The following is a 22,896-nucleotide window of genomic DNA, read 5'->3' as shown; positions in this document are numbered from 1 at the left end:
GCTGGGGGCGGCAGGCTGGCAGTCTTCCGACCCGAGCGACGAGAAGTGGACGCCCATCCACCTCCCACCGTGCCCCCGCAAGTCGAGGAGATCTCGTGCCCGCCCATCGCCGGCCCACACCGAGTGGGGAACGGCGGCCACGCACCAATGCGCACCGTATTCTTCCGATCGCACTCGGCCTCGTGCTGATCGGTGTCGGCGGCGCAGTGGGCCCCAGCGTGGTCGAGAACGTCACGGGCGGTGATCCGCCGAAGCTGTCCCTCACCGCGCTCCCGGCCGACACCCCCGCCCAAGGCCTCGTCTACGCCGGCCTGCGCCCGGCCAAGTCCGACTCGCTGTGCGCGGGCGCCTACACACTCGACGACGAGACCTGCACGTACGGCCCCGACACCGCCCCGGCCGGCCTCAAGGTCGGCACCGACGTGGCCGCCGTCGCCCCGAAGTCGCCGCCCCTGATCGCGCCGACCCGCGAGACCGCCGGCACCCCGGCCGACGCCGAGATCGTGCGCGACGAGGGCGGCAGCGCGCTGACCGCCGACGCGCCCGCGATCATCCCCGACCCGGCGCCCGGCCAGGCCGACTTCGTGCTGGGCGCGCACGACGTGGCGTGCGAGAGCGACGGCCACGACGGCAAGCGGGTGCAGGTGCTTTACCTGCAGCAGTTCGGCACGATCAGCCGCTACACCGACTTCCTCGGCTCGATCCGCACCTGGGCCACCGGAGTCGACCAGATCTTCGACGCGAGCGCGGCCGAAACCGGCGGCTCGCGGCATATCCGGTTCGTGACCACGCCGCAGTGCCAGGTCGACGTCGACGAGGTGCAGCTGCCGGTCGGCGGGCTCGACTCGTTCACCAGCACGATCGCGGCCCTGCAGAGGCTCGGCTACAACCGGACCGACCGCAAATACCTGATGTTCACCGACGCGAACGTCTACTGCGGCATCGCCAGCTACGTCGACGACCAGCGCTCGGGGCTGGGCAACCGCAACAACGGCGGCCCGTCGTACGGGCGGGTCGACGCCGGCTGCTGGAGTTCGGCGATGGCGGCCCACGAGCTCGCGCACGAGCTGGGTGCGGTGCTGACCGGCACACCTCACGCCAGCGGCGCCGGCGGCTGCACCGACGGGTACGACCTGCTCTGCGTCCCCGACCGCTCGGGCCGGACGGTGCGTAACGTCTGCCCGCGCTCGCACGCCAACCGGCTCGACTGCGGACACGACGACTACTTCTCGACCAACCCCCGGCCGGGCAGCTACCTGGCGACCAGCTGGAACGTCGCAACCAGCGAGTTCCTGCTGCGCAGCGACGGCGGCGACGACATACCCGACACGGGCGCCGCCGACCCGGCGACCGGGGCGCCGGCACCGGCCGTCCGGCCCTCGGGCAACCCGACACCGTCCACTCAGGTCGCTCAGGCGCCGGCGAGCACCGCACCCACGCCGACCGGCTCCGACCTGCCCGGCGCCGGTTCCCCGCCCAGCACCGACTCGCAGCCGGTGAAGGCCAAGGCCTCCAAGGGCGTTCAGGTCGAGGAGGAGAGCAACGCCGCACCGGCCGGCGGACCCGTCCAGGCGGTGCTCGAGATCCGCAACACGACCAGCGGATCGGCCGAACTCAACTGGAGCGCCGCCTCCGACACCGCGACCTACCTGGTGTCGGTCGACGGCGACCCGGTCGGCACCACCAAGGCGACCCGGGCCCGGCTCATCGGCCTCAAACCCGACTCGAAATACCAGGTGACGATCAAGTCGGGCACGGCGTACACGGCGAAGGGTACGGCCGAGACCGCGCCGTACGCCCGGCCGGCCGAAAACAGCTGGTTCGACCTGAGCAACGCCCTCACCGGCGGCGGCGCCGACCTGTACGCGGCCCGGGTGGCCAACGGCACCCCGCTGACCCTGGCCGAGTCGGACGGCGACGCCCAGCAGCAGTGGGAACTCGTGCCGGCCGGCAAGAACAGCTACTCCCTGGTTTCCCGGGCGACCGGCAAATGCGCCATCCCGCTCGACGGCAACCTGATCGCGGGCGTCCCGATCGTGCAGCGCGACTGCACGACCGACGACAGCGGGCACTGGCAGCTGCAGGCGTCCGACTACGGCTTCACCCTGCGGACCACGGCCGCCGACCTGGTCATCGGGGTGGGCAGCCAGCGGTTCGGCCAGCACCGCGTCCTCGTCCTGCAGGACAGCAACGGCCAGCGGCACCAGAGCTGGACGGCGGTACCCGACTAACCCCCGAAGGTGGCAACGATGCCCGACACGATGTACAGGCCAGTGGCCGGCCCCGACGAGGGCCCGGCCCGCTTCAACCGGCGGCGGCTGATCCGCGTGATCGCCATCCTCACGATCGGCATCATCCTGGTGCTGGCGATCTGGCAGGACCCGCTCTACGCCCGCGCCTAGGCGTTGGCGGTCGTGTAGTCGTCGATCTCCTTCAGCAGGGCGGCTTTGCCGGTCGGCTCCAGGAAGCTGTGCTGCACGGCGGCCCGGGCCAGGTCGGCTACGCCCTTGGCGTCCAGGTCGAGTAGGCGGGCGGCTACCGCGTACTCCTCCTCGAGCGTGGTGCCGAACATCGGCGGGTCGTCCGAGTTGATGCTGACCGGCACGCCGGCCGCGACCAGGGCGGGCAGCGGGTGCTCGTCGAGCGACGCTACGGCGCGGGTGCGCACGTTGGAGGTCGGGCAGACCTCGAGCGGGATGCCGCGTTCGGCCAGGTGAGCCATGAGCGCCGGGTCCTGGGCGGCCGAGATGCCGTGGCCGATGCGCTCGGCGCCGAGCAGGGTGAGCGAGTCCCAGATCGTGTCCGGGCCCGTCGTCTCGCCGGCGTGCGGCACGCTGTGCAGGCCGGCCGCGCGGGCCCGGTCGAAGAAGGGCTGGAACTGGGGCCTCGGCACGCCGATCTCGGGGCCACCGAGACCGAAACTGATCAGGCCGTCGGGCTGTTCCTCGAGGGCGACGCGGAGCGTCTCCTCGGCCGCCGGCACGCCGGCCTCGCCCGGGATGTCGAAGCACCAGTGCAGCTCGATGCCGAATTCGGCGCGGGCGGCCCGCCGGGCGTCCTCGATCGCCGCGCAGAACGCCGGGGCCGGGATGCCCCGCCTCACGCTCGAGTACGGGGTGATGGTCAGCTCGGCGTACCGCACCTGCTGCCGGGCCAGCTCGCGCGCCACCTCGAAGGTCAGCGTCCGCACGTCCTCGTCGTCCCGGATCAGGTCGACCACGCTCAGGTAGACGTCGATGAAGTGGCGGAAGTCGCGGAACGCGAAGTAGTCGGCCAGCGCGGCCGGGTCGGCCGGCACCGCCGTGTCGCCCTCGTGCCGGGCCGCCAGCTCGGCCACGATCCGCGGCGACGCCGAGCCCACGTGGTGTACGTGCAGCTCGGCCTTGGGCAGCCCGGCGATGAACGTGGTCAACTCGGTCATGATGTCCCTTCCGCGGTCGCGGTCCTCGCCACCATGAAGATCCGGCGGAAGGGGAACGCGACGTATCCCCCGGCCGCCGGGTAGGCGGCCGCGATCTCCCGCGCCAGGTCGGCGCGGAATTCCCGCCACGCATTCTCGTTCAAGGCGGCCTTGACGGGACGCAATGCGGTGCCCTCCACCCAGCGAAGCACGGGATGCTCGTCGCCGGTGTCCGGCAGCAGGTGAAGGTACGTGGTTTCCCAGGCGTCCACGCTCGCGCCGACCGACAGCATCAGCGACGCGTAGCCGGCCGGGTCGTCGACCGGCGCCTCCCGGGTCAGGTGGGCGACGTCGTAGCGGGCGGCGACCGCGCGGATCGCGCGATGCGACGGTGCGTCGAAGTTGCCCGGCACCTGCATCGCCAGCCACGCGCCGGGCGGGAGCTCACGGGCCCAGCGGCTCAGCAATTCTCGATGCTCCGGCACCCACTGCAGAGTGGCGTTGGTAATCAGCACGTCGATGTCGTTGTCGGGCTCCCACCCGCGTACATCAAGCAGGCGGAAGCTTGCCGCCGAGCCCAGCCCCGACGCTTTTTCCACCATCTCCGGCGAGGAGTCGATGCCGGTCAGGCGGGCATCCGGCCATCGTGAGGCGAGCGAGAGGGTGAGCTCACCGGGGCCACAGCCGAGATCGACCACGGCCCGCGGGCGCTCCGCGCCGACGCGGGCCACCAGATCGAGGAACGGACGGGCACGCTCGGTGCCGTAGCGCCGGTAGACGGCGGGATCCCACATCAGATCAATCTCCAAACCGTACGTACGTTTTGCTACACGCTATCAGTGGAGCGGTAGGGTTTGACCCGTGGAGAATCGCAGTTTTCGCAGGATGGGACGGACCGTCGGGGTCATCGGACTCGGCGCGTGGCAGCTCGGCGCCGACTGGGGCGAGGTCAGCGAGGCCGACGCCCACGCGACCCTGCAGGCCGCCGTCGACGCGGGCGTCACGTTCATCGACACGGCCGACGTCTACGGCGACGGCCGCAGCGAGCAGATCGTCGGCTCGTTCGTCAAGGACAAGCCGTCCCTGACCGTCGCCACCAAGATGGGCCGGCGGATGGCGCAGGAGGTCGCCAACTACAACCTGGACAACTTCCGGGCGTGGAACGACCGGTCCCGGGCCAACCTCGGCGTCGACACGCTCGACCTGGTCCAGCTGCACTGCCCGCCCACGCCGGTGTTCTCGTCCGACGCGGTCTACGACGCTCTCGACCAGATGGTCTCCGAGAAGCGGATCGCCGCCTACGGCGTCAGCGTCGAGAAGGCCTCCGAGGCCCTCGCGGCGATCGCGCGCCCCAACATCGCGAGCGTGCAGATCATCCTGAACGCGTTCCGGCTCAAGCCGCTCGAGCAGGTGCTGCCGGCCGCCCTTTCGGCCGGCGTCGGCATCATCTCGCGGGTGCCGCTGGCCAGCGGGATGCTGTCCGGGCGCTACGACTCCAACACCACGTTCGCGGACAACGACCACCGCAACTTCAACCGGCACGGCGAGGCGTTCGACGTCGGCGAGACCTTCTCCGGAGTGGACTACGGGACCGGGCTCGAGGCGGTACGCCGGCTCAAGCCGCTGGTGCCCGCCGGCGCCACGATGGCCCAGTTCGCCCTGCGCTGGATCCTCGACCAGCCCGGCGTCACGGTCGTCATCCCGGGCGCGCGCAACCCGGAACAGGCCGCCGCGAACGCCGCCGCGGCTTCGTTGGCGCCGTTGCCCGCAGCGACCCTCGACGAGGTCAAGGCGGTCTATGACGAGCTGATCCGCCCGCAGGTGCACGACCGGTGGTAAACGACCCGAGGGGCAACCGGCACCCGGACGACGACCCGGAGGCCGGCCCGCGCACGGGCCGGCCCCTGGACAAGGCCGGCTGGACGTCCGACGACGGCGGCTGGACACCGGCCGCCGGGCGACCCGGCACGCCGGGAAGCCCCTCGGGCGAGCCGCTCGACAAGGGCCGGCCGCCTGTGCGGGGCGGCAACGACCCGCGTACGGGCGGCTGGCAGACCGGCGCGGCTGACGACCCGCGAACCGGCGGCTGGCAGACCGGCGGCGGCGCGGCGGGTGGCGGCGCGGCGGGTGGCGGCGGCTGGCAGGCCGGCGCGGCTGACGACCCGCGAACCGGCGGCTGGCAGACCGGTGGCGGCGCAGCCGGTGCTGGCGCAGCCGGTGGCGGCGCAGCCGGTGCTGGCGCAGCCGGTGCTGGCGCAGCCGGTGCTGGCGCAGCCGGTGCTGGCGCAGCCGGTGCTGGCGCAGCCGGTGCTGGCGCAGCCGGTGGCGGTCAGACGGGCGGCTGGCGGGCGGACGGCGCAGACGATCCGCGAACGGGCGGGCGGCAGGCGGGTGGCGGCACGGCTGATCCGCGAACCGGCGGCTGGCAGAGCGGTGCCCAAACGGGCGGCCGTGACGATCCCCGCACTGGCGGATGGCAGGCCGACCAGCCGCGGACCGGTGGGTGGCGGGCCGGCGGGACCGGTGACGTTGCCCGGGACGGCGGGCGGCCGGCCTCCTTGGAGCAGGCTGATGCTCAGCGGACCGGCGGGTGGGCGACCGAGGAGGCCGCCAGCGGGCAGTGGCCGGCCACCGACGAGACTGGGGCGTGGCCCAGCAGCAAACCGGCCGGGGAGGATCCGGAGGCGCCCAAGCCGAAACTGGTCGGGTGGCTGCCGATGGTGGTGGGCGTTCTCGCGATCGTGCTCGGTCTCGTGTGGACGATGCAGGGGCTCGATGTGCTCACCGACGCCCAGATGAGCGGGCAGCGGCTGTGGGCGGAGATCGGGCCCGGCGTCGCCGTTGTGGGGCTCGTCCTGATTGTGGTCGGGGTCAGGTTGCGTACGCGCGCAAAGCGTAAGGCGGCAGCGGCCGCAAGCCACTGACAATCCTCAGCAATGGAGAAAGGCCCCGCACCCTCCGAAGAGGACGCGGGGCCTTTTGCCGGTCGCCGGACCGGCTTCAGATCTGGCCGACCTCCGCCAGGCGGTCGGCAGCCGGTCTCGCGACCGGCGGTTGGTCTCAGAGCGGGCGAACCTGCTCCGCCTGCGGGCCCTTTTGTCCTTGGGCGATCTCGAACTCGACCCGCTGGTTCTCTTCCAGACTGCGGTAGCCGCTCGTCTGGATGGCCGAGAAGTGGACGAACACGTCAGCACCCCCGCCGTCGACGGTAATGAAGCCGAAGCCCTTGTCTGCGTTGAACCACTTCACGGTTCCTTGCGCCATGCTGAACTCTCCCTCTGAAAATGCCGGCCCCCTTGATGCCCAGGGCCGATGACCGTTTTCGAGCAGCGGCGCCGTGAGGCGGCCCTCAGAGGACGTCCCATCCGTTCGGCCTCGTGACACCCGCCGACCAAGCTGGCCGACATCGTCCGCGGTCGGACGGAAGCAGCGAACCACGTACGCAAAAACTGGGCACACTGTACCTGAAAATCGGCCTGTAAAGCCCCCCTCGGGCCAATCGAATAAACATCCGCAGATACGGAAAAGGGCCCCCACTTCGCTCTCGCGATGTGGACGCCCGCAACCGTTAGTTAGGTTTTTAACTAGGCCATTGGCCAGTAAGTTTGCGTACTCCGGTGGCGCCACCTCGATCGACGGCCGCCTTCACGAGCGCGAAGATGGCGCCTTGCAACGCGGCTGCCGCGAGAATTTCGCCCCATCCACGTTCCTCATCGGTTGCGTTCGGAGCGTCGTCGTCTCCCGAGGCCATCTTCCAGACCTCCCTGAAGACGAAGCCCGCGACCATGCCCGCGCCGACGCCGAGCAGAATGCCGACCGGCTTGTAAGCGATCTTGCCAAGCTTGCCGCTCACCGGCGACTCCCTCGCACCAGCAGGATGATGCCGACGATCGCGGCCGCACCGGCGACCAGCAGCGCGACCGGCATCCGACGGCCGGCGACATCGACCTCGGTGTCGGACGACGAGGCCGCCGAGTCGGCGGCGGACCGCACGCGGCCACCGGCCTGCAGGGCCGCCTCGCGTACGCGACCGGTGGCCTCAGCGGCCTGCGCGCGCACCCGATCCTTGGCGTGCTCGACCTGCTCCTTCGCCCGGGCCTTCACGTCGGCCTTGGCCGCCAGCGCCTGCACCGTCTCGCCCAGCTCGGTGCGGGTCTGCTTGATCTCGGCCCGCAGGGCCTCGACGTCCGGCTTCTCCGGCGCTGCGCCGTTCTTCTCGCTCATTATCGTCCTCGCTCCTTGACCGCCTGCTTGACCTCGTCGACATCCGCCTTGACGCTTTCGATCGCGGCCTTGGGCTCCGGCGGCACCGCCTTCTTCACCTGGCTCCGGCCGAGCAGGGCCAGGATGCCGGCGATCACGAAGCATGCGACGGTGACGATCAGGGCGGCCAGCCAGAGGTCCAGGAACAGGTTGAACACAATGATCAGCGTTGCCACGGCGGCACCCGTACCGTACAGCGCGAGAACGCCGCCCCCGCCGAACAAACCGATCCCGATGCCGGCGTGCTTTCCCTTCTCGGCGAGCTCGACCTTGGCCAGGGCTATCTCGTCACGAACCAGGCGGGAGATCTGCTCGCTCGCCCGCTGCACGAGCTCGGCGGTCGACTGCTCGGTAACCGGTCGACCGTTCACGACATCGGCCATCGTGTCCCCCTCTCTCTGTAGTGGTTGTATGCCCTGCGTACCCATGGATCAATCCTCACCCGGTGAACTGGCGATGTGGGGCGGAAATCCGACAGCCGGGGCCGGTTCCGGGCCCGCGAACGCCGCTCCCCGGGCCTCGCCGTCGTCGCCGCCGGAGAAGACCCGGTCGTCGCCCGACGCGTCCGGCTCGCGGCGGACGACCGGGCCCAGCGGGGCGTTCGTCTCGTGCGGCGGCCCCACGTCGGCGCGTACCCGGGGCAGGGCGTCGCGCTGGTGTTCCCAGACCCAGCCGACCAGTCGTTCCCGGACCAGGCAGCGCAGATCCCACAGCGAGGCCGCGTCGGGTGCGCTGACCAGCGCGCGCAGCCGGATCGACCCGCCGACGGCGTCGGTCACCTGCAGCACACAGACCCGTCCGTCCCAGAGCTCGGAGGCCTCGCAGACCGAGCGCAGCTCGGCCCGCATCGGCTCGATCGGCACGGACCAGTCGACGTCCAGCTCGGCGGTGCCGAGCACGGCCGATCCGGTACGCGTCCAGTTCTGGAACGGCTTGGTGGTGAAGTACGAGGTGGGCAGCAGGAGGCGGCGGTCGTCCCAGATCTGCACCGCCACGTAGGTCAGGGTCAGCTCCTCGATGCGGCCCCACTCCCCCTCGACCACCACCACGTCGTCGACCTTGATCGCGTCGCTGAAGGCCAGCTGCAGCCCGGCGAAGACGTTGCCGAGCGCGCTCTGGGCAGCCAGCGCGGCGATTACGCTGGCCAGGCCGGCCGAGGCGAGCAGGCTGGCGCCGAGCGCCCGGATGCCGGGGAAGGTCATCAGCACGACGCCCAGTGCGAGTACCACGATCGCCGCAACGGTGACCCGCCGCAGGATCACCACCTGGGTCTTCAACCGGCGCCGTTTGAGGTTGTCGGGCACGTCGGTGCGCCAGCGGTCCAGGGCGACGTCCTCGAGCACCAGCACCAGGGCGCCGACCAGCCATGCGAAGCAGGCGATGAACGCGATGATCAGGGTGTGCAGCGTGCCGTCGCGGCCGGGGAACTCACCGGCCCGGGCACGCAGCGCCTGCTGCACCGCGAACAGCAGCATGGTGGCCTGGAACGGCCGGTGGGCGGTGCGGGCCAGGTCAGCGGCGAGCGTCGACCGGCGGCCGAGACGACTCAGCACCAGGTGCGCGATCTCGACCAGGACGATGGCCGCGACCGCCGCCCCGGCCACGACCACGACAGTGGTCAGGATGCTGGACACTTTGCTTTTCTCTCTTCCGCACGAAATCGGGCCAGCGAACAGGGTTGCCCTGTTCACCGGCCCGCACAACATCGTGCCCGAAGGTCAGACCTTTCGGTATTTCGCTTGCGAGAAGCAGAACACTCCGAATGCGGCGAAGCCGAGTGCAATCAAAGCGAGCAGCCAGGGCCCGTACGAATGGCCGGCCAGCGTCTTCAGTGCCGCATCGAGTCCGCGCGCCTTGTTGGGGTCGTACTTGACCGCGGCGACCACGACGAGGACACCGGCAATGGCGTACGCGACGCCCTTGGCCGAATAGCCGGCCATGCCCAGGCGCCGGGTCGACTTACGAACGGACGGGCGCATCTCCTGCATCTTGAGATGCTTCTCGAACTTCTTCAGTACGCCGTACACGGCCAGTCCGATGCCGACGCCGAGAATGACCAGACCGACCAGCCCGATCAGCCACCGGCCCCCGCTGTGCGCCATCACGCTCGAGCTCTTGCTCTGCGACTTGGCGGCCGAGGACGAGTTGGCACCGGTGACGATCTTTATCGCGGTCCAGGCCAGCCAGAGGTAGACGATGGCCCGGATGCCGGAGATGACCCGTTCGGCGATCGCGGCCTTGTCGCGGGGTCCGCTCTCGCCGACCGCCGCCTCGAATCCCTGCCAGATCGCCAGGCCGACCATGCCGACCGCGATGACCACGAGCAGGACCTTGCCGAAGGCGTTGCCGGCCAGGGTTTGCAGCGCCCCGTTCTGGTCGCCCTCCCGGCCGGAGTGGCCGAACGCGACCTGCAGCGCCAGCCAGGCGAAGAGAAGGTGGATGACGCCGTAGGCGACGAACCCGCCCCGGGCGAGGTATTCCAGCGGCTTGCTGTCGGCAGCCCGGGATGCAGAGGCTTTAACGTGCGTGGACGCGGAGGACATGCGCCTCAATGTGACCCGTGGCCACTCTAGCCAAACCCGTCACCTGTGCCGCATAGGCTGGACGGGTGAGTGACATCGAGGTCCAGGACAACGCCGAGCGCCACCGGTTCGAGGTGCTCCTCGACGGCGAGATGGCCGGGAAGGCCGTCTATCAGTCGCGCCCGGGCGCGATCATCGTGACCCACAGCGAGGTGGACCCGCGCTTCCGCGGCCACGGGTTGGCCAATGAGCTGGCCAAACGCACCCTGGACCAGATCCGGGAGCGGAACCTCCACGTCGTACCGCTCTGCCCCTTCTTCGCCCACTACGTGTCGGAGCACCCGGAATACGGGGACATGGTGGAGGACTACTAGGCCGCCAGCGGCTGCCGCACGTTGGTCCCGGCCAGAAGTTCGGCCGCGGCCTGGCCGCACGCCCGGGTCGCACCGAAGGTCGCAATGTGCACGCCGCCCAGCATCCGGGCCGGCACGCCCATCTCGACCACGATCGCGTCCGGCCGTACCTCGAGCACCCGCTCGATCGCGTCGGCCAGCCACGGGTGGCGGTGCACGTCGCGGGCGACCAGCACCAGCGGGCGCCCGGTCGCCCCGGCCAGCACCGGCGCCGCCGGATCGGGCAGGCCGGCCAGGTCGTCGGCGGTGAGCCGCACCGAGGTGGTACCCGGCAGCAGGTCGTCGAGCGGCGCGCCGACCCCCCACGGGGTCTCGGCGCCGATCGCGATGTTGCGCGGCGGGGCGAACTCGACGACGTGGGCCGGGCCGGCGATCGGCAGGACCCCGTCGGCGTCGGTCGCGGTGACCCGGACCGCGCGCCGGGCGGCGTCGAAACCGACCGGGCTGCCTTCCGCGCCGGGGATCTTCGACGACCGGCCCGCCTGCTGCTGGTGGGTCCACGTGCTCAGCTCACGTACCCGGGCGGCCGCGTCGCGCAGGCGTTCCTCGGGCAGCTCGCCGGTGCGTACGGCCTGGACGATCGCGTCGCGCAGCCGGATCGCGGTCTGCTCGTCGGCGTGCTCACCGCCGACACAGATCGCGTCGGCGCCGGCCGCGATCGCTCGGACGGTCGCCCCGCCCAGCCCGTACTTGCGGCTGACGCCCTGCATCTCGATGGCGTCGGTGACGATGAGGCCGGTGTAGCCCATCTCGACCCGCAGCAGGTCGGTGAGGATGCGCCGGCTCAGGGTGGCCGGCAGGTCCGGGTCGAGCGCGGGCACGAGCAGGTGGCCGGTCATCACCGCGCGCACGCCGGCCTCGACGGCGGCCCGGAACGGTACGAGCTCGCACGCCTCCAGGGCCGCCCGGTCGCGGTTGATCAGCGGGAGGGCGTGGTGCGAGTCGACGGCGGTGTCGCCGTGACCCGGGAAGTGCTTGGCGCAGGCCGCGACCCCGGCCGCCTGCAGGCCCCGGATCCAGGCCACCGACTGGCGGGCGACCAGGTCGGGCTCGGCGCCGAACGCGCGTACGCCGATGACCGGGTTGTCGGGGTTGCTGTTGACGTCGGTGTCCGGCGCGTAGTCGAGCGTGATGCCGGCCGCGGCCAGGTCGGCGCCGAGATCACGCGCGACCGCCTCGGTCAGCGCGGGGTCGTCGATCGCGCCGAGGGCCAGGTTGCCGGGGCGGGAACTGCCGTACACCGACTCGAAGCGGGTGACGTCGCCGGCTTCCTCGTCGATCGCGATGATGACGTCCGGCCGCTCGCTGCGCAGCTGCGCGGTCAGCCGGGCGATCTGGGCCGGCGACTCGACGTTGCGGGCGAAGAGCGCGACGCCGCCGAGTCCTTCGCCGAGCCACCGGCACACCCAGTCGGGCGTCGTGGTTCCGACGAATCCCGGCTGTAGCACCGTCGCGGCCAGTTCCGGCAATTCGCCGTGGTTCGGCATGAGCCCCCGTCCTCTGTCGTCCCGCGCCCTCGCTGGGAGCGCGCCCGTTCGCGGACCTATGGTCACACCGCCATTCGATTTAGTCAACAAACCTTTCTATTACGTGGACTGGTGGCCCGTCGATACGATGCGTACGTGCCGACACCGCTAGCCGAGACCGCGACCGGCGTCGACTGGTCGCAGATTCACGCCGTACGCCTGCTGGGCGTGGCCCTCGCCGCGCTCTTCCTCCTATGGGCGATCCGCCGCATGTTCGGCGGCAAGAAGTGAGTTCTGTTTGCACTCCCGGGCCGCGGGGAACCCAGGCCGCTCGATGAAACTTCCCGTCTACGGCCCCCGCCTGCGCCGGGTCGCCCGGCAACAGTTCGGGTGGCCCAGCCTGCGTCCCGGCCAGTTCAAGCCCATGCGGGCGGTGCTGCGCCGCCGCGACGCCCTGGTCGTCCTGCCCACCGGCGCCGGCAAGTCGGCGATCTACCAGATCCCGGCCGTGCTGCTGCCCGGGCCGACCGTGGTCATCTCGCCGCTACTGGCCCTGCAACAGGATCAGATCGCCGCTCTCAACGAGCGGAACGATCCCAAGATCCGTGCGGTGCGGGTGTCCTCGGCCGAGACGCCCAACCAGCAGCGCGAGGCGATCGAGGAGATCCGTTCCGGCAAGGCGGAGTTCCTTTTCATCACCCCCGAGCAGCTGAGCGACCCCGAGCGGCTGGCCGAGATCAAGGCCTTGAAGCCCGGGCTGGTCGCGATCGACGAGGCGCACTGCATCTCGGCCTGGGGCCACGACTTCCGGCCCGACTTCCTCGCCCTCGGCGAGATGATCAAGGGCATGGGCCGGCCGCCGGTGCTGGCGCTGACCGCCACCGCGTCCCCGCCGGTCCGCGAAGACATCATCGAGCGGCTGCAACTGAAAGACCCCGAGATCCACGTCTCCGGCCTCGACCGGAGCAACCTCTTCCTCGAGGTGGCCTACTGCCCGGACGAGGACTACCGCTGGCGCCGCCTGACCGCGCTGCTCGACCAGGGCCGGATGCCCGGAATCATCTACGTCGCGACCCGGCGGGCGTCCGAGGAACTCACGGAGCGCCTGGTCGGCGCCGGTTACAACGCCGCGTTCTACCACGGTGGCATGGCGGGCGGCGCTCGCGAGCAACGCCACGAGGACTTCAGCGACGACAAGATCGACATCATGGTCGCCACGTCGGCATTCGGCATGGGCATCGACAAGCCCAACATCCGCTGGGTCGCCCACGTCGCCCTGCCCGACTCCCCGGACAGCTACTTCCAGGAAATCGGGCGTGCGGGCCGCGACGGCGCTCCGGCCAACGCCCTGCTCCTCTGGCGGGCCGAGGACGAGGGCATCCAGCGCTTCTTCAACGGCGGCGCCCCCGACCCGGACGAGTTGCGTGAGCTGGCGGCGGCGCTGCGCACCGGGCCGCAGACCAAGAAGGCCCTGGCCGAGAGGACCGGCCTCGGCCCCCGCAAGCTGGGCACCCATCTCGGGTTGCTGGAACAGGTCGGCGCGGCCCGTCCGGGCCGCGGCAACAAGATGACGGTGCCGCTTTTCGCGCCGCTTCCGGCCGCGGCGGCCGATCTTGCCGTACGCGAACACGAGCGCCAGCAGACCGTGACCCGCTCCCGCACCGACATGATGCGCGGCTTCGCCGAGACGCGAAGCTGCCGGTCGCAGATCCTGCTGTCGTACTTCGGCGAGCAGCGCAAGAACCCGTGCGGCCACTGCGACAACGACGTCAACGGCGTCGCCGCCGAGGTGCAGACGTCCGGCCAGCCGTTCGCGGTGCACAGCAAGGTCCGCCACGGCGAGTGGGGTCTCGGCACGGTGATGGGCTACGAGGGCGACCGGGTCACGGTGCTCTTCGACGAGGTCGGTTACAAGACGTTGTCGGTGCCGGTCGTGATCGGGAACGACCTGCTCACCGAGGGCTGATCAGCCGCCGGCCCGCAGCACCTCGAGCGCCACGGTCAGGGCGGCGGCGCGGCGGGCCTTCTCGTCGGCCTCGCCCGACGTGCCGCCCAGCGTGGCGGTCAGGTGCGCGCTCTGGATGGCGGCCAGCGCGGTGACGGCACGGGTCTGGTCGAGGATGCTCGGCTCGGGCCCGGCCAGGAACTCGATCATGCGCCGGTGCGACTCCCGGACCTCGGTGCCGACCGGCAGGATGCTGATCTCGGTGAAGTTCTGCCGGATCATCTTGGTGAGGTTGCCACCCCAGGACGCCTGCAGCTCGGCGAACCGGCGCACGGTCGCCTCGCGGTCGGCCAGCGTGGCCGGCCCGCCCGGGGTCTCGGCGAGCAGGGCGTCGATGTCGTCGATGTAGCCGCGCAGGATGCCGGTGACGATCTCTTCTTTGGTCTTGTAGTGGAAGTAGAGCGCGGCCTTGGTGACGCCGAGCTCCTCCGAGATCTCCCGCAACGACGTGTTGGCGTAGCCCTGTTCGGCGAAGAGCCGCAGGCCCACGGACAGAATCCGGTCGCGGGTGTCGGTGCGCCGGCTGTCCCCGGCATCGGTGCGGCGTGCCATCTGTGATACCTCCCACGGCCATCTTAATAACTTGACGACCGGCTAGCCAACGAGCCTAAAGTATTTACCTAGCCGGTCGATTAGTTAGTTCGCCTGCCACCCCCCGACGAGAGGTTCCCGGACATGTCGAAACCCGCAGCGCCGCCCGAGGCGACGCCCACCCGCGCGGGACTGGGCTTCAGTCACCGCGAGATCCTGGTGACGATGAGCGGCCTGGTGATCGCCATGCTGCTCGCCCAGCTCGACAACATGATCGTCGCCCCCGCGCTGCCGACGATCGTCGGCGACCTCGGCGGCCTGCAGCACCTCGCCTGGGTCACCACCGGTTACATCCTGGCGACCACGATCGCGACCCCGATCTGGGGCAAGCTCGGCGACCTCTACGGCCGCCGCATCACGTTCGTCTCCGCGATCGGCGTCTTCCTGGTCGGCTCCGCGCTCTGCGGCATGGCCCACAACATGGCCGAGCTGGTCGGCTTCCGGGCCGTGCAGGGCCTCGGCGCCGGCGGCCTCATCGTCGGCGTGCTCTCGATCATCGGCGAGATGATCCCGCCCCGCGACCGCAGCAAATACCAGGGCATCATGATGGCCGTCATGCCGGTCGCCCTGATCGGCGGGCCGCTGATCGGCGGCTTCATCACTGATCACCTCTCGTGGCGGTGGGCGTTCTACGTCAACCTGCCGCTCGGCGTGGTCGCCCTCGTCGTCGGCTGGCTCACCCTGGCCAAGCTGCCCCGCGGCACCGGCCACGCCCGCATCGACTGGCTCGGCACCGGCCTGCTGGCCGTCTGGATCACCTCGCTGGTGCTGATCACCAGCTGGGGCGGCACCGAGTACGCCTGGGCCTCCCCGCAGATCCTCGGCCTGGCCGTGCTCACCGTCGCCGGCCTGGTCGCCTTCATCGCCGTCGAGCGCCGCAAGGCCGAGCCGATCATGCCGCTGCGGGTCTTCAGGAACCGCAACTTCAGCCTGGCCGGCGGCATCGCCTTCATCTCCGGCTTCGCCCTGTTCGGCGCCATCGGCTACCTGCCGCAATATCAGCAGTTCGTGCAGGGCGCCTCGGCCACCAACAGCGGTCTCCTGCTGATGCCGATGATGATCGCCGTGATGGTGGTCAGCATCGTCTCCGGTCAGATCATCAGCCGCACCGGCAAGTACCGCATCTTCCCGATCGTCGGCGCCGCGGTGGTGGCCGCCGGAATGTTCCTGTTCACCACCGTCGGCGTCGGCACCTCGCAGGTCACGACCGCGATGTTCATGGTCGTCCTGGGCGGCGGCATGGGCGCGATCATGCAGACCAGCACGCTGATCGCCCAGAACAGCCTCGACCCCCGCGACATGGGCGCCGGCACCGGAGCCTCGACCTTCCTCCGCAACATGGGCAGCTCGCTCGGCGTCTCCATCCTCGGCGCGATCTACGCCCACCAGCTGACCGGCACGCTCGCCGACGCGGCGACCGGCAGCACGGGCAAGGTCACGGCCTCGTCGATGACGCCGGCGATGCTGCGGTCGCTGCCGGAAAGCGCCCGGCACCTGTTCCAGCAGGCGGTCACCAACGGCGTGACGTCGCTGTTCCTCTGGGGAGGCGCGGTGGCCGCGCTCGGCTTCGTGGTCGCGCTGTTCATCAAGCACGTGCCGCTGCGGGGCAGCAAGCCCGTCGGCGCGCAGGCCGAGGCCGCGGTCGCGCCGGTCGCCGAACTGGTCGCCTGATCACCGCTATGTCGGCAAGTGAAGGCGTCGCCGACCGGTCCTTGACCGGTCGGCGACACGGCGCACGCTGGGCGGCCGTCGCAGCGGTGGTCGCCCTCATTGCCGTAGAACTGGTCGCCGGCTGGCCTTCACTCGTCTCGGCCCTGTCGCACCTGCGCACCCCCGAACCCGGATGGCTGGCCGCCGCGATGGCCGCCGAGCTGGCCGCGATGTCGGCGTACGCCCGCATGCAGCGGCGCCTGCTGCGCTCGGCCGGCGTCCGGGTGCCGTTCCACCGCAGCGTCGCCCTCGCCTACGCCGCGCACTCGCTGAGCGCCACACTGCCCGGCGGCCCCGCCTTCTCGACCCGCTTCAACTTCCAGCAGATGCGCCGCTTCGGTGCCTCACCGGCCGTCGCCGCCTGGTGCATCGCGCTGTCCGCGCTGTTGTCGGCGGCCGGCCTCGCGGTCGTCACGACGGCGAGCGCGGTCGCCGCCCACGGCGTACCGGACTGGCGAACCCTCGCCGGCGTCGCGGCCGGCGTCCTGCTGCTGACGGCCGGCATCCGCTACCTCTGCCGTGACACCCGGCGCATCGAACCGGCCGTCCGGGCCGTGCTCGGACGGGTGAACCGGATGCGCCGCCGACCGGCCGACGACAGCCTCGACCGGATCCGCGGCTTCCTGGCCCAGCTCGGCGCCGCCCGCCTGACACCCGGCCACGGCACCGCGGCCGCCGCGCACGCCGTGCTCAACTGGCTCCTCGACGCCGGCTGCCTGTGGCTGTGCTTCCACGCCGTCGCGGGCGCCTCGACCAATCCGATCCAGCTGCTCCTGGCCTTCTGCGCCGGCATGGCGGCGTCCACCCTGACGATCGTGCCGGGCGGCCTCGGCATCATCGACAGCGCGCTCGTGCTCGGCCTGGTCGCCGGCGGCGCCGCGACGGCGACCGCGATCGCCACGGTCGTGCTCTACCGCGTGATCAGCTTCGGATTCGTGATCGGGGCCGGGTGGGTCGCCTGGCTGGTCCTGCGCCGTGGCTTGAATCCGTCCGAGGATGGGGTATAAGAGCGGGCGGAAGCTTGATGTCTAGGACAAGGACGAACCCGTGACCGACGAGCCGCTGTACGCGATGCTGGGCTTCACCGACGCCGAGTGGGGGCTGCTGGTCGGCCTGCCCCAGTCGGTGCTCACGGCGGCCAGCGCCGCGACTCCCGACAGTGCCCGCAAGACCCGGGCCGAGAGCGAGGCCGGGCTCGACGTCATCGCCGACGCACGCGCCTCGGCGAGCCCGCTCGTGTCGGCGATCGCCAAGGAGATCGTCACCGAGGTGGGCGACCCCGAGATGGGTGAGGAGGCGCCGGTGATCGAGCCGGGCGACCCCATCGCGTACGCCACCGACGTGCTCGGGCGCGCCGCCGAGGCCAACGCGCTGCTGGTCGCGAAGGCCGAGCAGGCCGACGCCGAGACGTACAAGCACTGGCTGGTCGAGATCGCCGACACCGTGGTCGGCGCCGCCTCGACCGGTGGCGTGCTCGGCATCGGCGGCGAGACGGTCACCGACAGCGAGCGCGCGTTCCGCGACGACCTCGGCAAGGCCCTCGCGGACTAGCCGATGCTCGACGAGCACGTCCAGGGGACGCCGAGCGCGCGCATAAGGCCCTACATGCCGTTCTACTCGGGCTACCGGCAGGACGGCCTCGCACCGGCCGTCCACCGCGGGCTGCCCTCGCCCTACCTGACGCTGATCTTCACGATGGACGATCCGCTCGTCGTCGAGAGACACCCCGATCCGAGGCAGACCGCCGGGAAGTACGACTCGCTCGCCGGCGGCCTGCACCTCACCCCGGCGCTGATCACCCATCCCGGCCGGCAGTCCGGCGTGCAGGCGACCGTGTCGCCGCTCGGCTGCCGGGCGCTGTTCGGGCGGCCCGCGGCCGAGCTGAGGGACCAGGACGTCGATGCCGCCGACCTGCTCGGCCCGCACGTCGTCGACGAGGTGCGGTACGGCCTGCTCACCGCGCCCGGCTGGGCCGCCCGCTTCGCCGTGCTCGACGCGGTGCTGACCCGCATCGTCACGGACTCCCAGGTCGCGCCGCAGATCGCGTACGCCCTCAAGCGCCTGCGAACGCCCGGCGTGAGCGTCGCGAAGCTCGCCGACGAAGTCGGCTGGAGCGGCCGTCATCTCACCGACCGGTTCTCCGCCGAGATCGGTCTGCGGCCCAAGGAGGCCGCCCGGGTGGCACGGTTCGACCGGGCCCGCCGGGCCTTGCGGCCGGCGGTCCGGCTGGCCGACATCGCGGCGGCACACGGTTTTGCCGATCAGTCGCATTTCGTACGCGAGTTCCATGCGTTCGCCGGATGCGCGCCCAGTCGGTGGATCGCCGACGAGTTCGGTTTTGTCCAAGCCGCCGCCCGCGCCGGCGCCGACGATGAAACGCATGACCTCTAGAGACAAGACAGTGTGGCCGTCGTTGCGGGCCCACGACGCCCACCAGCTGATCCGCTTCCTCGTCGACGTGCTCGGCTTCGAGCAGAAGGCCCTCTACGGCGAGGGCGACATCGTGCAGCACTGCCAGCTCGACTGGCCGGAGGGCGGCGGCGTCATGCTCGGCTCGATGCGCGACGAGCCGGCGAACCCGTGGAACCTCCAGCCGGGCTCGTCCGGCGCCTACGTGGCCACCGACCACGTCGACGAGATCTACCAACGGGTCGTCAAGGCCGGCGCGACCATCGTGCGCGAACTCAACGACACCGACTACGGCTCCCACGAGTTCGCCTGCCGCGACACCGAGGGCAACCTGTGGAGCTTCGGCACCTACCGCGGCGAGCCCTGACCGTTGACTCCCCGTACGAAGTCGAGGATCGCGGCCGGCCCGGTGTCGTCGTAGCGGTCGAGGAGCCTCCCCAGCACGTCGGCCGGCTCCGGCGCCCAGTTCCGGTCGAGCTGGCCCGGTGCCACCGATACGCGGTCTCATTCGGCGCCGAGTAACCCTCTTTCGAAGGCGGCGGCGACGGCCGCCGCGCGGTCGCGGACACCCAATTTGGCGTACGCGTGCAGCAGATGCGTCTTCACCGTGGCCTCGCTGATGAACAGCCGCCCGGCGGTCTCCCGGTTGGAGCAGCCGCGCGCGATCAGCGACAGCACCTCGAGCTCGCGCTGACTCAACGGCTCCTTGGCCGGCGACCGCAGCGAGCCCATCAGCCGGCCGGCCACCGCGGGCGAAAGCACCGACTCGCCGCGGGCGGCCGCCGTGACCGCCCGAAACAGCTCCTCACGAGGGGTGTCCTTGAGCAGGTAGCCGGTCGCGCCCGCCTTGATCGCCGGCAGCACGTCGCTGTCGGTGTCGTACGTCGTCAGCACCAGCACCCGGGCCCGCGAGCCACTCTCCTTGAGGGCCCGGATCGTGCTCACCCCGTCCATCGCCGGCATGCGCAGGTCCATCAGCACCACGTCGGGGTCGACCGAACCGGCCACCGCGAGCGCCTCATGGCCGTTGCCGGCCTCGCCGAGCACCGCGAACCGGTCGTCCCCCGCGAACATGCCCTTGAGCCCGTCACGCACCACCGGGTGGTCGTCCACGATCAAGATTTTGATCATGCGGCCACCCCCAGCGCGGGAACACAGGCCGAGATGGCGGTGCCGCCGCCCGGCTCCGACTCGACCTCGAGCGTGCCCGCGATCCGTACCACCCGCTCGCGCATCGCGCTCAACCCGAAACCTCCCTCCGGCCCGGGTTCGCGCGGCGCCGACGGGTCGAAGCCGGCCCCGTCGTCCCGGACGTCCAGGGTCACCATGTCCTCCATGTAGGAGAGTGTGAGCGCCACCCGTTGGGCCGCGGCGTGCCGGGCCACGTTGGCCAGGGCCTCCTGGGCGGTCCGGAGCAGGGTCGTCTCGATCTCGGGGAGCAGCGGCTTCGGGGTGCCGGTGGTGATCAGCTCGGCGTTCACCCCGTTCAGCGCCGACCAGCCCTCGACCACCTCGCCGATCGCCTCCGGCAGCGCGGCCTCGTCGAGGTTCTGCGGGCGCAGCGCCTGCACCGAGCGCCGGGCCTCGGTGAGGCTGTCGCGGGCCAGCCGCTTGGCCGCGTCGAGGTGCCGCCGCCAGTCGGCCGGCCGCGCCGCCGCCGCGTCGGCCGCTTCGAGCTGGGTGACGATGCCGGTCAGGCCCTGGGCCAGCACGTCGTGGATCTCGCCGGCCATCCGCTGCCGCTCGTCGAGCACGCCGGCCTCCCGGGCCTGGGTCAGCAGCTGGGCGTGCAGGCCGGCGTTCTCGGACACCGCGGCCGCGAGCTTGCTGTTCGCGGCCGCCAGCTCGTCGAGCATCCCGGCCCGCTCCAGGGACTGCTCGTGGGTGGTGATCGCCAGATGGGTCATGCCGGTCCCGATCACGACGTTGATCACCAGGACGACGAAGAACGCGGTCCGTCCCTTCCCGTCGTCGAGGACCGAGTAACCGCCGAGCTGGGAGATCGCCGCGGTCACGGCCACCCCGGCCGCACCGAGCAGCCGCCATCGGCCGCGCAGGGCGTAGGGGACGAGGACGTACGCGCTCCAGCCGAAGAAGCCGTACAGCGGGCTGGCCCAGATCAGCGCCAGGATGATCGCGAGGAGACCGGCGAAGAACACGGTCATCAGGCGCCGCCGGTTCTCCCACTGCGGGTGCAGGGTTACGAACGAGGCAACCCAGGCCGCCGCCAGCAGCGAGAGCCCGTAGCCCACGACGAGCGGCTGCTGTGGCAGCACCTCGAGGATCCCGCCGACGGTGACGAGGAGGACCGAGGCGCCCAGCGCCGCGTACGGCACGCCCCGCATCAGCCGGTCCACCCGCAGGCGGCGGCGCTCGAGATCAGCCACCGCCGCCGGCTCAGTACGCACAGGGGTCGTCACGTACACCATTGTCGGTGCCGATCATTCCCACCGGAACAGCTTGGCCGCCGCCGTCCCGAACAGCACCAGGTAGGCGAGCAGCACGACCACCGGCAGCAGGCTCGGCCAGTGCCCGGTCGCGGCCTCGTGCAGCGCCCGTTCCCCGGCGCCCAGCGGGGTGAAGTCGCCGATCCGCTGGATCAGTTTCGGCATCACCTCGCGCGGCGCCCACAGCCCGGCGAAGAACATCGAGGGGAAGAACAGCACGGTGCCGACGGCGTTGCCGGCCTTACCGGTCGGCACGACGGCGGCGATCAGCAGGCCGATCGCGAAGACGCCGGCCGCGCTGAGCAGGTACGCGAGGAGGTAGCCGACGAACTGGCCGGGCAGCCGGACGTCGAAGGCGAACCGGCCGACGGCCGTCACCAGGACGCCGGAGACGACCGCGATGAGGATCGCCGAGGCCAGTTGCGCGCCGAGCAGCGCGGCCGGGCGTACGGGGGTGGTGGCCAGCCGGCGCAGAATGCCCCGCTCCCGATAGAGCGAGAGCACCGCCGGCACGAACTGCAGGCCGAGCATTGCCAGGCTGAGCGCCAGCGCGATACCGACATAGATCTCGATGTACGTGCCGCCGCCGATCTCCGGGGCGTGCTTGCGGAACGACGGGATGCTCCCCAGGATCACGACCAGGACGGTGGGGAACAGCAACGAGAAGAAGACGACGAGCGGCTCGCGGAAGTAGAGGCGCAGCTCGTTGCGGGTGAGCTTGATGAAGACGTCCATGTCAGTTCTCCTCCGAGCGGCCGGTCAGGCGTACGAAAGCGTCGTCCAAAGTGGCCTGCTCGACCCGCAGGTCAGCGGCGATGATCTGGTTGGTGGCCAGCACCGAGGTGACCGCGTGCAGCAGGTTGCCGACGCCGACCACCTCGACCTGGCTGCCGTGATGCCGCACCCGCTGCACCTCGGGCAGCGACGTGAGCAGCACGTCGTCCAGTGGCTTCGACGGCCGGAACCGGATGCGCTGCTCGGTCTCCAGCCCGGCGATCAGGCCGGCCGGGGTGTCGAGCGCCGCCACCGCACCGGCGTCGATCACCGCCAGCCGGTCGCAGAGGCGCTCGGCCTCTTCCATGAAGTGGGTGACCAGCAGGACCGTCACGCCCCGGTCGCGGATCTGCTCGATCAGGTCCCAGGTGTCGCGGCGTGCCGACGGGTCGAGTCCGGTCGTCAGCTCGTCCAGAATCGCGACCTGCGGATCGCCGATCAGGGCCAGCGCAATCGACAGCCGCTGCTTCTGGCCGCCGGACAACTTCGCGTAGCGGGTGTTCAGCTTCTCGCCCAGGCCCAGCTCGCGGGCCAGCTCACGCCAGTCGACCGGGTGCGGATAGAACGAGCTGTACAGATCGAGCGCCTCGCGGACGCTCATCTTCTCGGGCAGCTGGCTCTCCTGCAACTGCACGCCGACCAGGCGGCGCAGCTCCCGGTCACCGGGCGGGCGACCGAGCACCGAGATCGAGCCCGAATCAGGGGTGCGAAGGCCGGCGATGCACTCCACAGTGGTGGTCTTGCCGGCCCCGTTCGGGCCGAGGATGCCGAAGATCTCGCCTCGCTCCACCGTGAACGAGACGTCCCGCACCGCGACGGTCGAACCGTAGCGTTTCTGCAGGTTCCTGACCTCGATGACTGTCATGCATCGAGCGTCCCGGAGGACCCGGGGGTGC

The 22,896-nt window shown here is 71.0% G+C and carries 27 protein-coding genes; 12 read left to right on the top strand and 15 right to left on the bottom strand.

Annotation, left to right across the window (positions count from 1 at the left end):
• Positions 1-182: 182 nt before the first annotated feature.
• Together ACIA5C_RS24580 and ACIA5C_RS24575 are read left to right on the top strand one after the other, a co-directional pair.
• Complete coding sequence (locus ACIA5C_RS24580; RefSeq protein ID WP_396058383.1) at positions 183-2,231, top strand: RICIN domain-containing protein; 2,049 nt, start codon at positions 183-185, stop codon at positions 2,229-2,231.
• A gap of 18 nt (positions 2,232-2,249) precedes the next feature.
• Positions 2,250-2,402 (top strand): hypothetical protein, encoded by a 153-nt coding sequence (locus ACIA5C_RS24575; RefSeq protein WP_396058381.1) that lies wholly within the window; start codon positions 2,250-2,252, stop codon positions 2,400-2,402.
• Here the strand turns inward: ACIA5C_RS24575 and ACIA5C_RS24570 are convergent.
• Positions 2,399-3,421, bottom strand: coding sequence for an adenosine deaminase (locus ACIA5C_RS24570; RefSeq protein WP_396058379.1), 1,023 nt, complete (start codon positions 3,419-3,421; stop codon positions 2,399-2,401). The two genes, ACIA5C_RS24575 and ACIA5C_RS24570, sit on opposite strands and share 4 nt — an antisense overlap.
• Positions 3,418-4,194, bottom strand: a complete 777-nt coding sequence (locus tag ACIA5C_RS24565; protein WP_396058377.1) for a trans-aconitate 2-methyltransferase — start codon at positions 4,192-4,194, stop codon at positions 3,418-3,420. Before ACIA5C_RS24565 ends, ACIA5C_RS24570 begins: the two co-directional genes overlap by 4 nt.
• Positions 4,195-4,261: 67 nt before the next feature.
• Here ACIA5C_RS24565 and ACIA5C_RS24560 point away from each other — a divergent pair, with 67 nt between their 5' ends.
• A complete protein-coding gene (locus ACIA5C_RS24560) occupies positions 4,262-5,239 on the top strand; it encodes an aldo/keto reductase (protein WP_396058375.1) in 978 nt (325 codons plus the stop codon).
• Positions 5,233-6,324, top strand: coding sequence for a hypothetical protein (locus tag ACIA5C_RS24555; RefSeq protein ID WP_396058373.1), 1,092 nt, complete (start codon positions 5,233-5,235; stop codon positions 6,322-6,324). Before ACIA5C_RS24560 ends, ACIA5C_RS24555 begins: the two co-directional genes overlap by 7 nt.
• A gap of 136 nt (positions 6,325-6,460) precedes the next feature.
• On the opposite strand, the gene ACIA5C_RS24550 is transcribed toward ACIA5C_RS24555, so the two are convergent.
• The 6 genes from ACIA5C_RS24550 to ACIA5C_RS24525 form a co-directional block, all read right to left on the bottom strand.
• Positions 6,461-6,664, bottom strand: a complete 204-nt coding sequence (locus ACIA5C_RS24550; RefSeq protein WP_007458127.1) for a cold-shock protein — start codon at positions 6,662-6,664, stop codon at positions 6,461-6,463.
• Positions 6,665-6,980: 316 nt separating this feature from the next.
• Positions 6,981-7,253 (bottom strand): DUF4235 domain-containing protein, encoded by a 273-nt coding sequence (locus ACIA5C_RS24545; RefSeq protein WP_396058370.1) that lies wholly within the window; start codon positions 7,251-7,253, stop codon positions 6,981-6,983.
• The gene (locus ACIA5C_RS24540; RefSeq protein ID WP_396058368.1) at positions 7,250-7,624 is read right to left on the bottom strand and encodes a DUF3618 domain-containing protein; all 375 of its coding nucleotides are present in this window, start codon (positions 7,622-7,624) and stop codon (positions 7,250-7,252) included. The genes ACIA5C_RS24545 and ACIA5C_RS24540 overlap by 4 nt, the downstream gene beginning before the upstream one ends.
• On the bottom strand, positions 7,624-8,046 hold the full coding sequence (locus ACIA5C_RS24535; RefSeq protein WP_396058784.1) for a phage holin family protein: 423 nt from the start codon (positions 8,044-8,046) through the stop codon (positions 7,624-7,626). Before ACIA5C_RS24535 ends, ACIA5C_RS24540 begins: the two co-directional genes overlap by 1 nt.
• 48 nt (positions 8,047-8,094) lie before the next feature.
• Positions 8,095-9,297 (bottom strand): mechanosensitive ion channel family protein, encoded by a 1,203-nt coding sequence (locus ACIA5C_RS24530; RefSeq protein WP_396058366.1) that lies wholly within the window; start codon positions 9,295-9,297, stop codon positions 8,095-8,097.
• Positions 9,298-9,381: 84 nt separating this feature from the next.
• Complete coding sequence (locus tag ACIA5C_RS24525; RefSeq protein WP_396058364.1) at positions 9,382-10,206, bottom strand: DUF1206 domain-containing protein; 825 nt, start codon at positions 10,204-10,206, stop codon at positions 9,382-9,384.
• Positions 10,207-10,271: 65 nt separating this feature from the next.
• Between ACIA5C_RS24525 and ACIA5C_RS24520 the strand changes: the two genes are divergently transcribed.
• Positions 10,272-10,559 carry a GNAT family N-acetyltransferase gene (locus ACIA5C_RS24520; protein ID WP_396058362.1) on the top strand — a complete coding sequence of 96 codons (288 nt, stop codon included), beginning with the start codon at positions 10,272-10,274 and terminating at the stop codon, positions 10,557-10,559.
• Here ACIA5C_RS24520 and ACIA5C_RS24515 read toward each other — a convergent pair.
• A complete protein-coding gene (locus ACIA5C_RS24515; protein ID WP_396058360.1) occupies positions 10,556-12,085 on the bottom strand; it encodes a glycoside hydrolase family 3 protein in 1,530 nt (509 codons plus the stop codon). The two genes, ACIA5C_RS24520 and ACIA5C_RS24515, sit on opposite strands and share 4 nt — an antisense overlap.
• Positions 12,086-12,220: 135 nt before the next feature.
• On the opposite strand from ACIA5C_RS24515, the gene ACIA5C_RS24510 reads away from it, so the two are divergent.
• Entirely contained in the window at positions 12,221-12,355 is a 135-nt protein-coding gene (locus tag ACIA5C_RS24510; protein ID WP_396058358.1) for a hypothetical protein, read from the top strand.
• Between the two features lie 43 nt (positions 12,356-12,398).
• A complete protein-coding gene (locus tag ACIA5C_RS24505; RefSeq protein WP_396058356.1) occupies positions 12,399-14,030 on the top strand; it encodes a RecQ family ATP-dependent DNA helicase in 1,632 nt (543 codons plus the stop codon).
• Here ACIA5C_RS24505 and ACIA5C_RS24500 read toward each other — a convergent pair whose 3' ends face one another.
• Positions 14,031-14,621: a TetR/AcrR family transcriptional regulator gene (locus ACIA5C_RS24500; protein WP_396058354.1), complete on the bottom strand. Its 591-nt coding sequence runs from the start codon at positions 14,619-14,621 to the stop codon at positions 14,031-14,033. It abuts the gene before it with no gap.
• A 204-nt stretch (positions 14,622-14,825) separates the two neighbouring features.
• On the opposite strand from ACIA5C_RS24500, the gene ACIA5C_RS24495 reads away from it, so the two are divergent.
• From ACIA5C_RS24495 to ACIA5C_RS24475, 5 genes are read left to right on the top strand one after another with little or no spacing between them, the layout of a single operon-like run.
• On the top strand, positions 14,826-16,331 hold the full coding sequence (locus ACIA5C_RS24495) for an MDR family MFS transporter (RefSeq protein ID WP_396058782.1): 1,506 nt from the start codon (positions 14,826-14,828) through the stop codon (positions 16,329-16,331).
• An 8-nt stretch (positions 16,332-16,339) separates the two neighbouring features.
• Positions 16,340-17,377: a YbhN family protein gene (locus ACIA5C_RS24490; RefSeq protein ID WP_396058352.1), complete on the top strand. Its 1,038-nt coding sequence runs from the start codon at positions 16,340-16,342 to the stop codon at positions 17,375-17,377.
• A gap of 40 nt (positions 17,378-17,417) precedes the next feature.
• Entirely contained in the window at positions 17,418-17,921 is a 504-nt protein-coding gene (locus ACIA5C_RS24485) for a hypothetical protein (protein ID WP_396058350.1), read from the top strand.
• Between the two features lie 3 nt (positions 17,922-17,924).
• Complete coding sequence (locus tag ACIA5C_RS24480) at positions 17,925-18,761, top strand: helix-turn-helix domain-containing protein (RefSeq protein WP_396058348.1); 837 nt, start codon at positions 17,925-17,927, stop codon at positions 18,759-18,761.
• Positions 18,751-19,146 carry a VOC family protein gene (locus ACIA5C_RS24475; protein WP_396058346.1) on the top strand — a complete coding sequence of 132 codons (396 nt, stop codon included), beginning with the start codon at positions 18,751-18,753 and terminating at the stop codon, positions 19,144-19,146. Before ACIA5C_RS24480 ends, ACIA5C_RS24475 begins: the two co-directional genes overlap by 11 nt.
• On the opposite strand, the gene ACIA5C_RS24470 is transcribed toward ACIA5C_RS24475, so the two are convergent.
• Genes ACIA5C_RS24470 through ACIA5C_RS24450 form a run of 5 tightly spaced genes read right to left on the bottom strand, consistent with a single transcriptional unit; the run spans position 19,128 to position 22,865 of the window.
• Positions 19,128-19,271 (bottom strand): hypothetical protein, encoded by a 144-nt coding sequence (locus ACIA5C_RS24470; protein WP_396058344.1) that lies wholly within the window; start codon positions 19,269-19,271, stop codon positions 19,128-19,130. The genes ACIA5C_RS24475 and ACIA5C_RS24470 overlap by 19 nt on opposite strands.
• 12 nt (positions 19,272-19,283) lie before the next feature.
• Positions 19,284-19,910, bottom strand: a complete 627-nt coding sequence (locus tag ACIA5C_RS24465; protein WP_396058342.1) for a response regulator — start codon at positions 19,908-19,910, stop codon at positions 19,284-19,286.
• Positions 19,907-21,199: a sensor histidine kinase gene (locus ACIA5C_RS24460; protein WP_396058340.1), complete on the bottom strand. Its 1,293-nt coding sequence runs from the start codon at positions 21,197-21,199 to the stop codon at positions 19,907-19,909. The genes ACIA5C_RS24465 and ACIA5C_RS24460 overlap by 4 nt, the downstream gene beginning before the upstream one ends.
• Positions 21,200-21,220: 21 nt before the next feature.
• Positions 21,221-21,961, bottom strand: coding sequence for an ABC transporter permease (locus ACIA5C_RS24455; protein WP_396058338.1), 741 nt, complete (start codon positions 21,959-21,961; stop codon positions 21,221-21,223).
• A 1-nt stretch (position 21,962) separates the two neighbouring features.
• Entirely contained in the window at positions 21,963-22,865 is a 903-nt protein-coding gene (locus ACIA5C_RS24450) for an ABC transporter ATP-binding protein (RefSeq protein ID WP_396058337.1), read from the bottom strand.
• Positions 22,866-22,896: the final 31 nt, after the last annotated feature.

Origin of the sequence: Actinoplanes sp. NPDC051343, from assembly GCF_044455125.1 — a bacterium.
In the GTDB taxonomy this organism is placed as follows: domain Bacteria; phylum Actinomycetota; class Actinomycetes; order Mycobacteriales; family Micromonosporaceae; genus Actinoplanes.
Note: the sequence above shows the minus strand (reverse complement) of the source record. Positions and strands in the feature narration are given on the sequence as shown.

Bases quoted from the DNA above. Each gene is read 5' to 3' on its own strand.
- ACIA5C_RS24575 (WP_396058381.1), top strand. From the start codon at position 2,250: ATGCCCGACACGATGTACAGGCCAGTGGCCGGCCCCGACGAGGGCCCG.
- ACIA5C_RS24570 (WP_396058379.1), bottom strand. From the start codon at position 3,421: ATGACCGAGTTGACCACGTTCATCGCCGGGCTGCCCAAGGCCGAGCTG.
- ACIA5C_RS24565 (WP_396058377.1), bottom strand. From the start codon at position 4,194: ATGTGGGATCCCGCCGTCTACCGGCGCTACGGCACCGAGCGTGCCCGT.
- ACIA5C_RS24550 (WP_007458127.1), bottom strand. From the start codon at position 6,664: ATGGCGCAAGGAACCGTGAAGTGGTTCAACGCAGACAAGGGCTTCGGC.
- ACIA5C_RS24540 (WP_396058368.1), bottom strand. From the start codon at position 7,624: ATGAGCGAGAAGAACGGCGCAGCGCCGGAGAAGCCGGACGTCGAGGCC.
- ACIA5C_RS24535 (WP_396058784.1), bottom strand. From the start codon at position 8,046: ATGGCCGATGTCGTGAACGGTCGACCGGTTACCGAGCAGTCGACCGCC.
- ACIA5C_RS24525 (WP_396058364.1), bottom strand. From the start codon at position 10,206: ATGTCCTCCGCGTCCACGCACGTTAAAGCCTCTGCATCCCGGGCTGCC.
- ACIA5C_RS24515 (WP_396058360.1), bottom strand. From the start codon at position 12,085: ATGCCGAACCACGGCGAATTGCCGGAACTGGCCGCGACGGTGCTACAG.
- ACIA5C_RS24505 (WP_396058356.1), top strand. From the start codon at position 12,399: ATGAAACTTCCCGTCTACGGCCCCCGCCTGCGCCGGGTCGCCCGGCAA.
- ACIA5C_RS24500 (WP_396058354.1), bottom strand. From the start codon at position 14,621: ATGGCACGCCGCACCGATGCCGGGGACAGCCGGCGCACCGACACCCGC.
- ACIA5C_RS24495 (WP_396058782.1), top strand. From the start codon at position 14,826: ATGAGCGGCCTGGTGATCGCCATGCTGCTCGCCCAGCTCGACAACATG.
- ACIA5C_RS24490 (WP_396058352.1), top strand. From the start codon at position 16,340: ATGTCGGCAAGTGAAGGCGTCGCCGACCGGTCCTTGACCGGTCGGCGA.
- ACIA5C_RS24480 (WP_396058348.1), top strand. From the start codon at position 17,925: ATGCTCGACGAGCACGTCCAGGGGACGCCGAGCGCGCGCATAAGGCCC.
- ACIA5C_RS24475 (WP_396058346.1), top strand. From the start codon at position 18,751: ATGACCTCTAGAGACAAGACAGTGTGGCCGTCGTTGCGGGCCCACGAC.
- ACIA5C_RS24465 (WP_396058342.1), bottom strand. From the start codon at position 19,910: ATGATCAAAATCTTGATCGTGGACGACCACCCGGTGGTGCGTGACGGG.
- ACIA5C_RS24455 (WP_396058338.1), bottom strand. From the start codon at position 21,961: ATGGACGTCTTCATCAAGCTCACCCGCAACGAGCTGCGCCTCTACTTC.
- ACIA5C_RS24450 (WP_396058337.1), bottom strand. From the start codon at position 22,865: ATGACAGTCATCGAGGTCAGGAACCTGCAGAAACGCTACGGTTCGACC.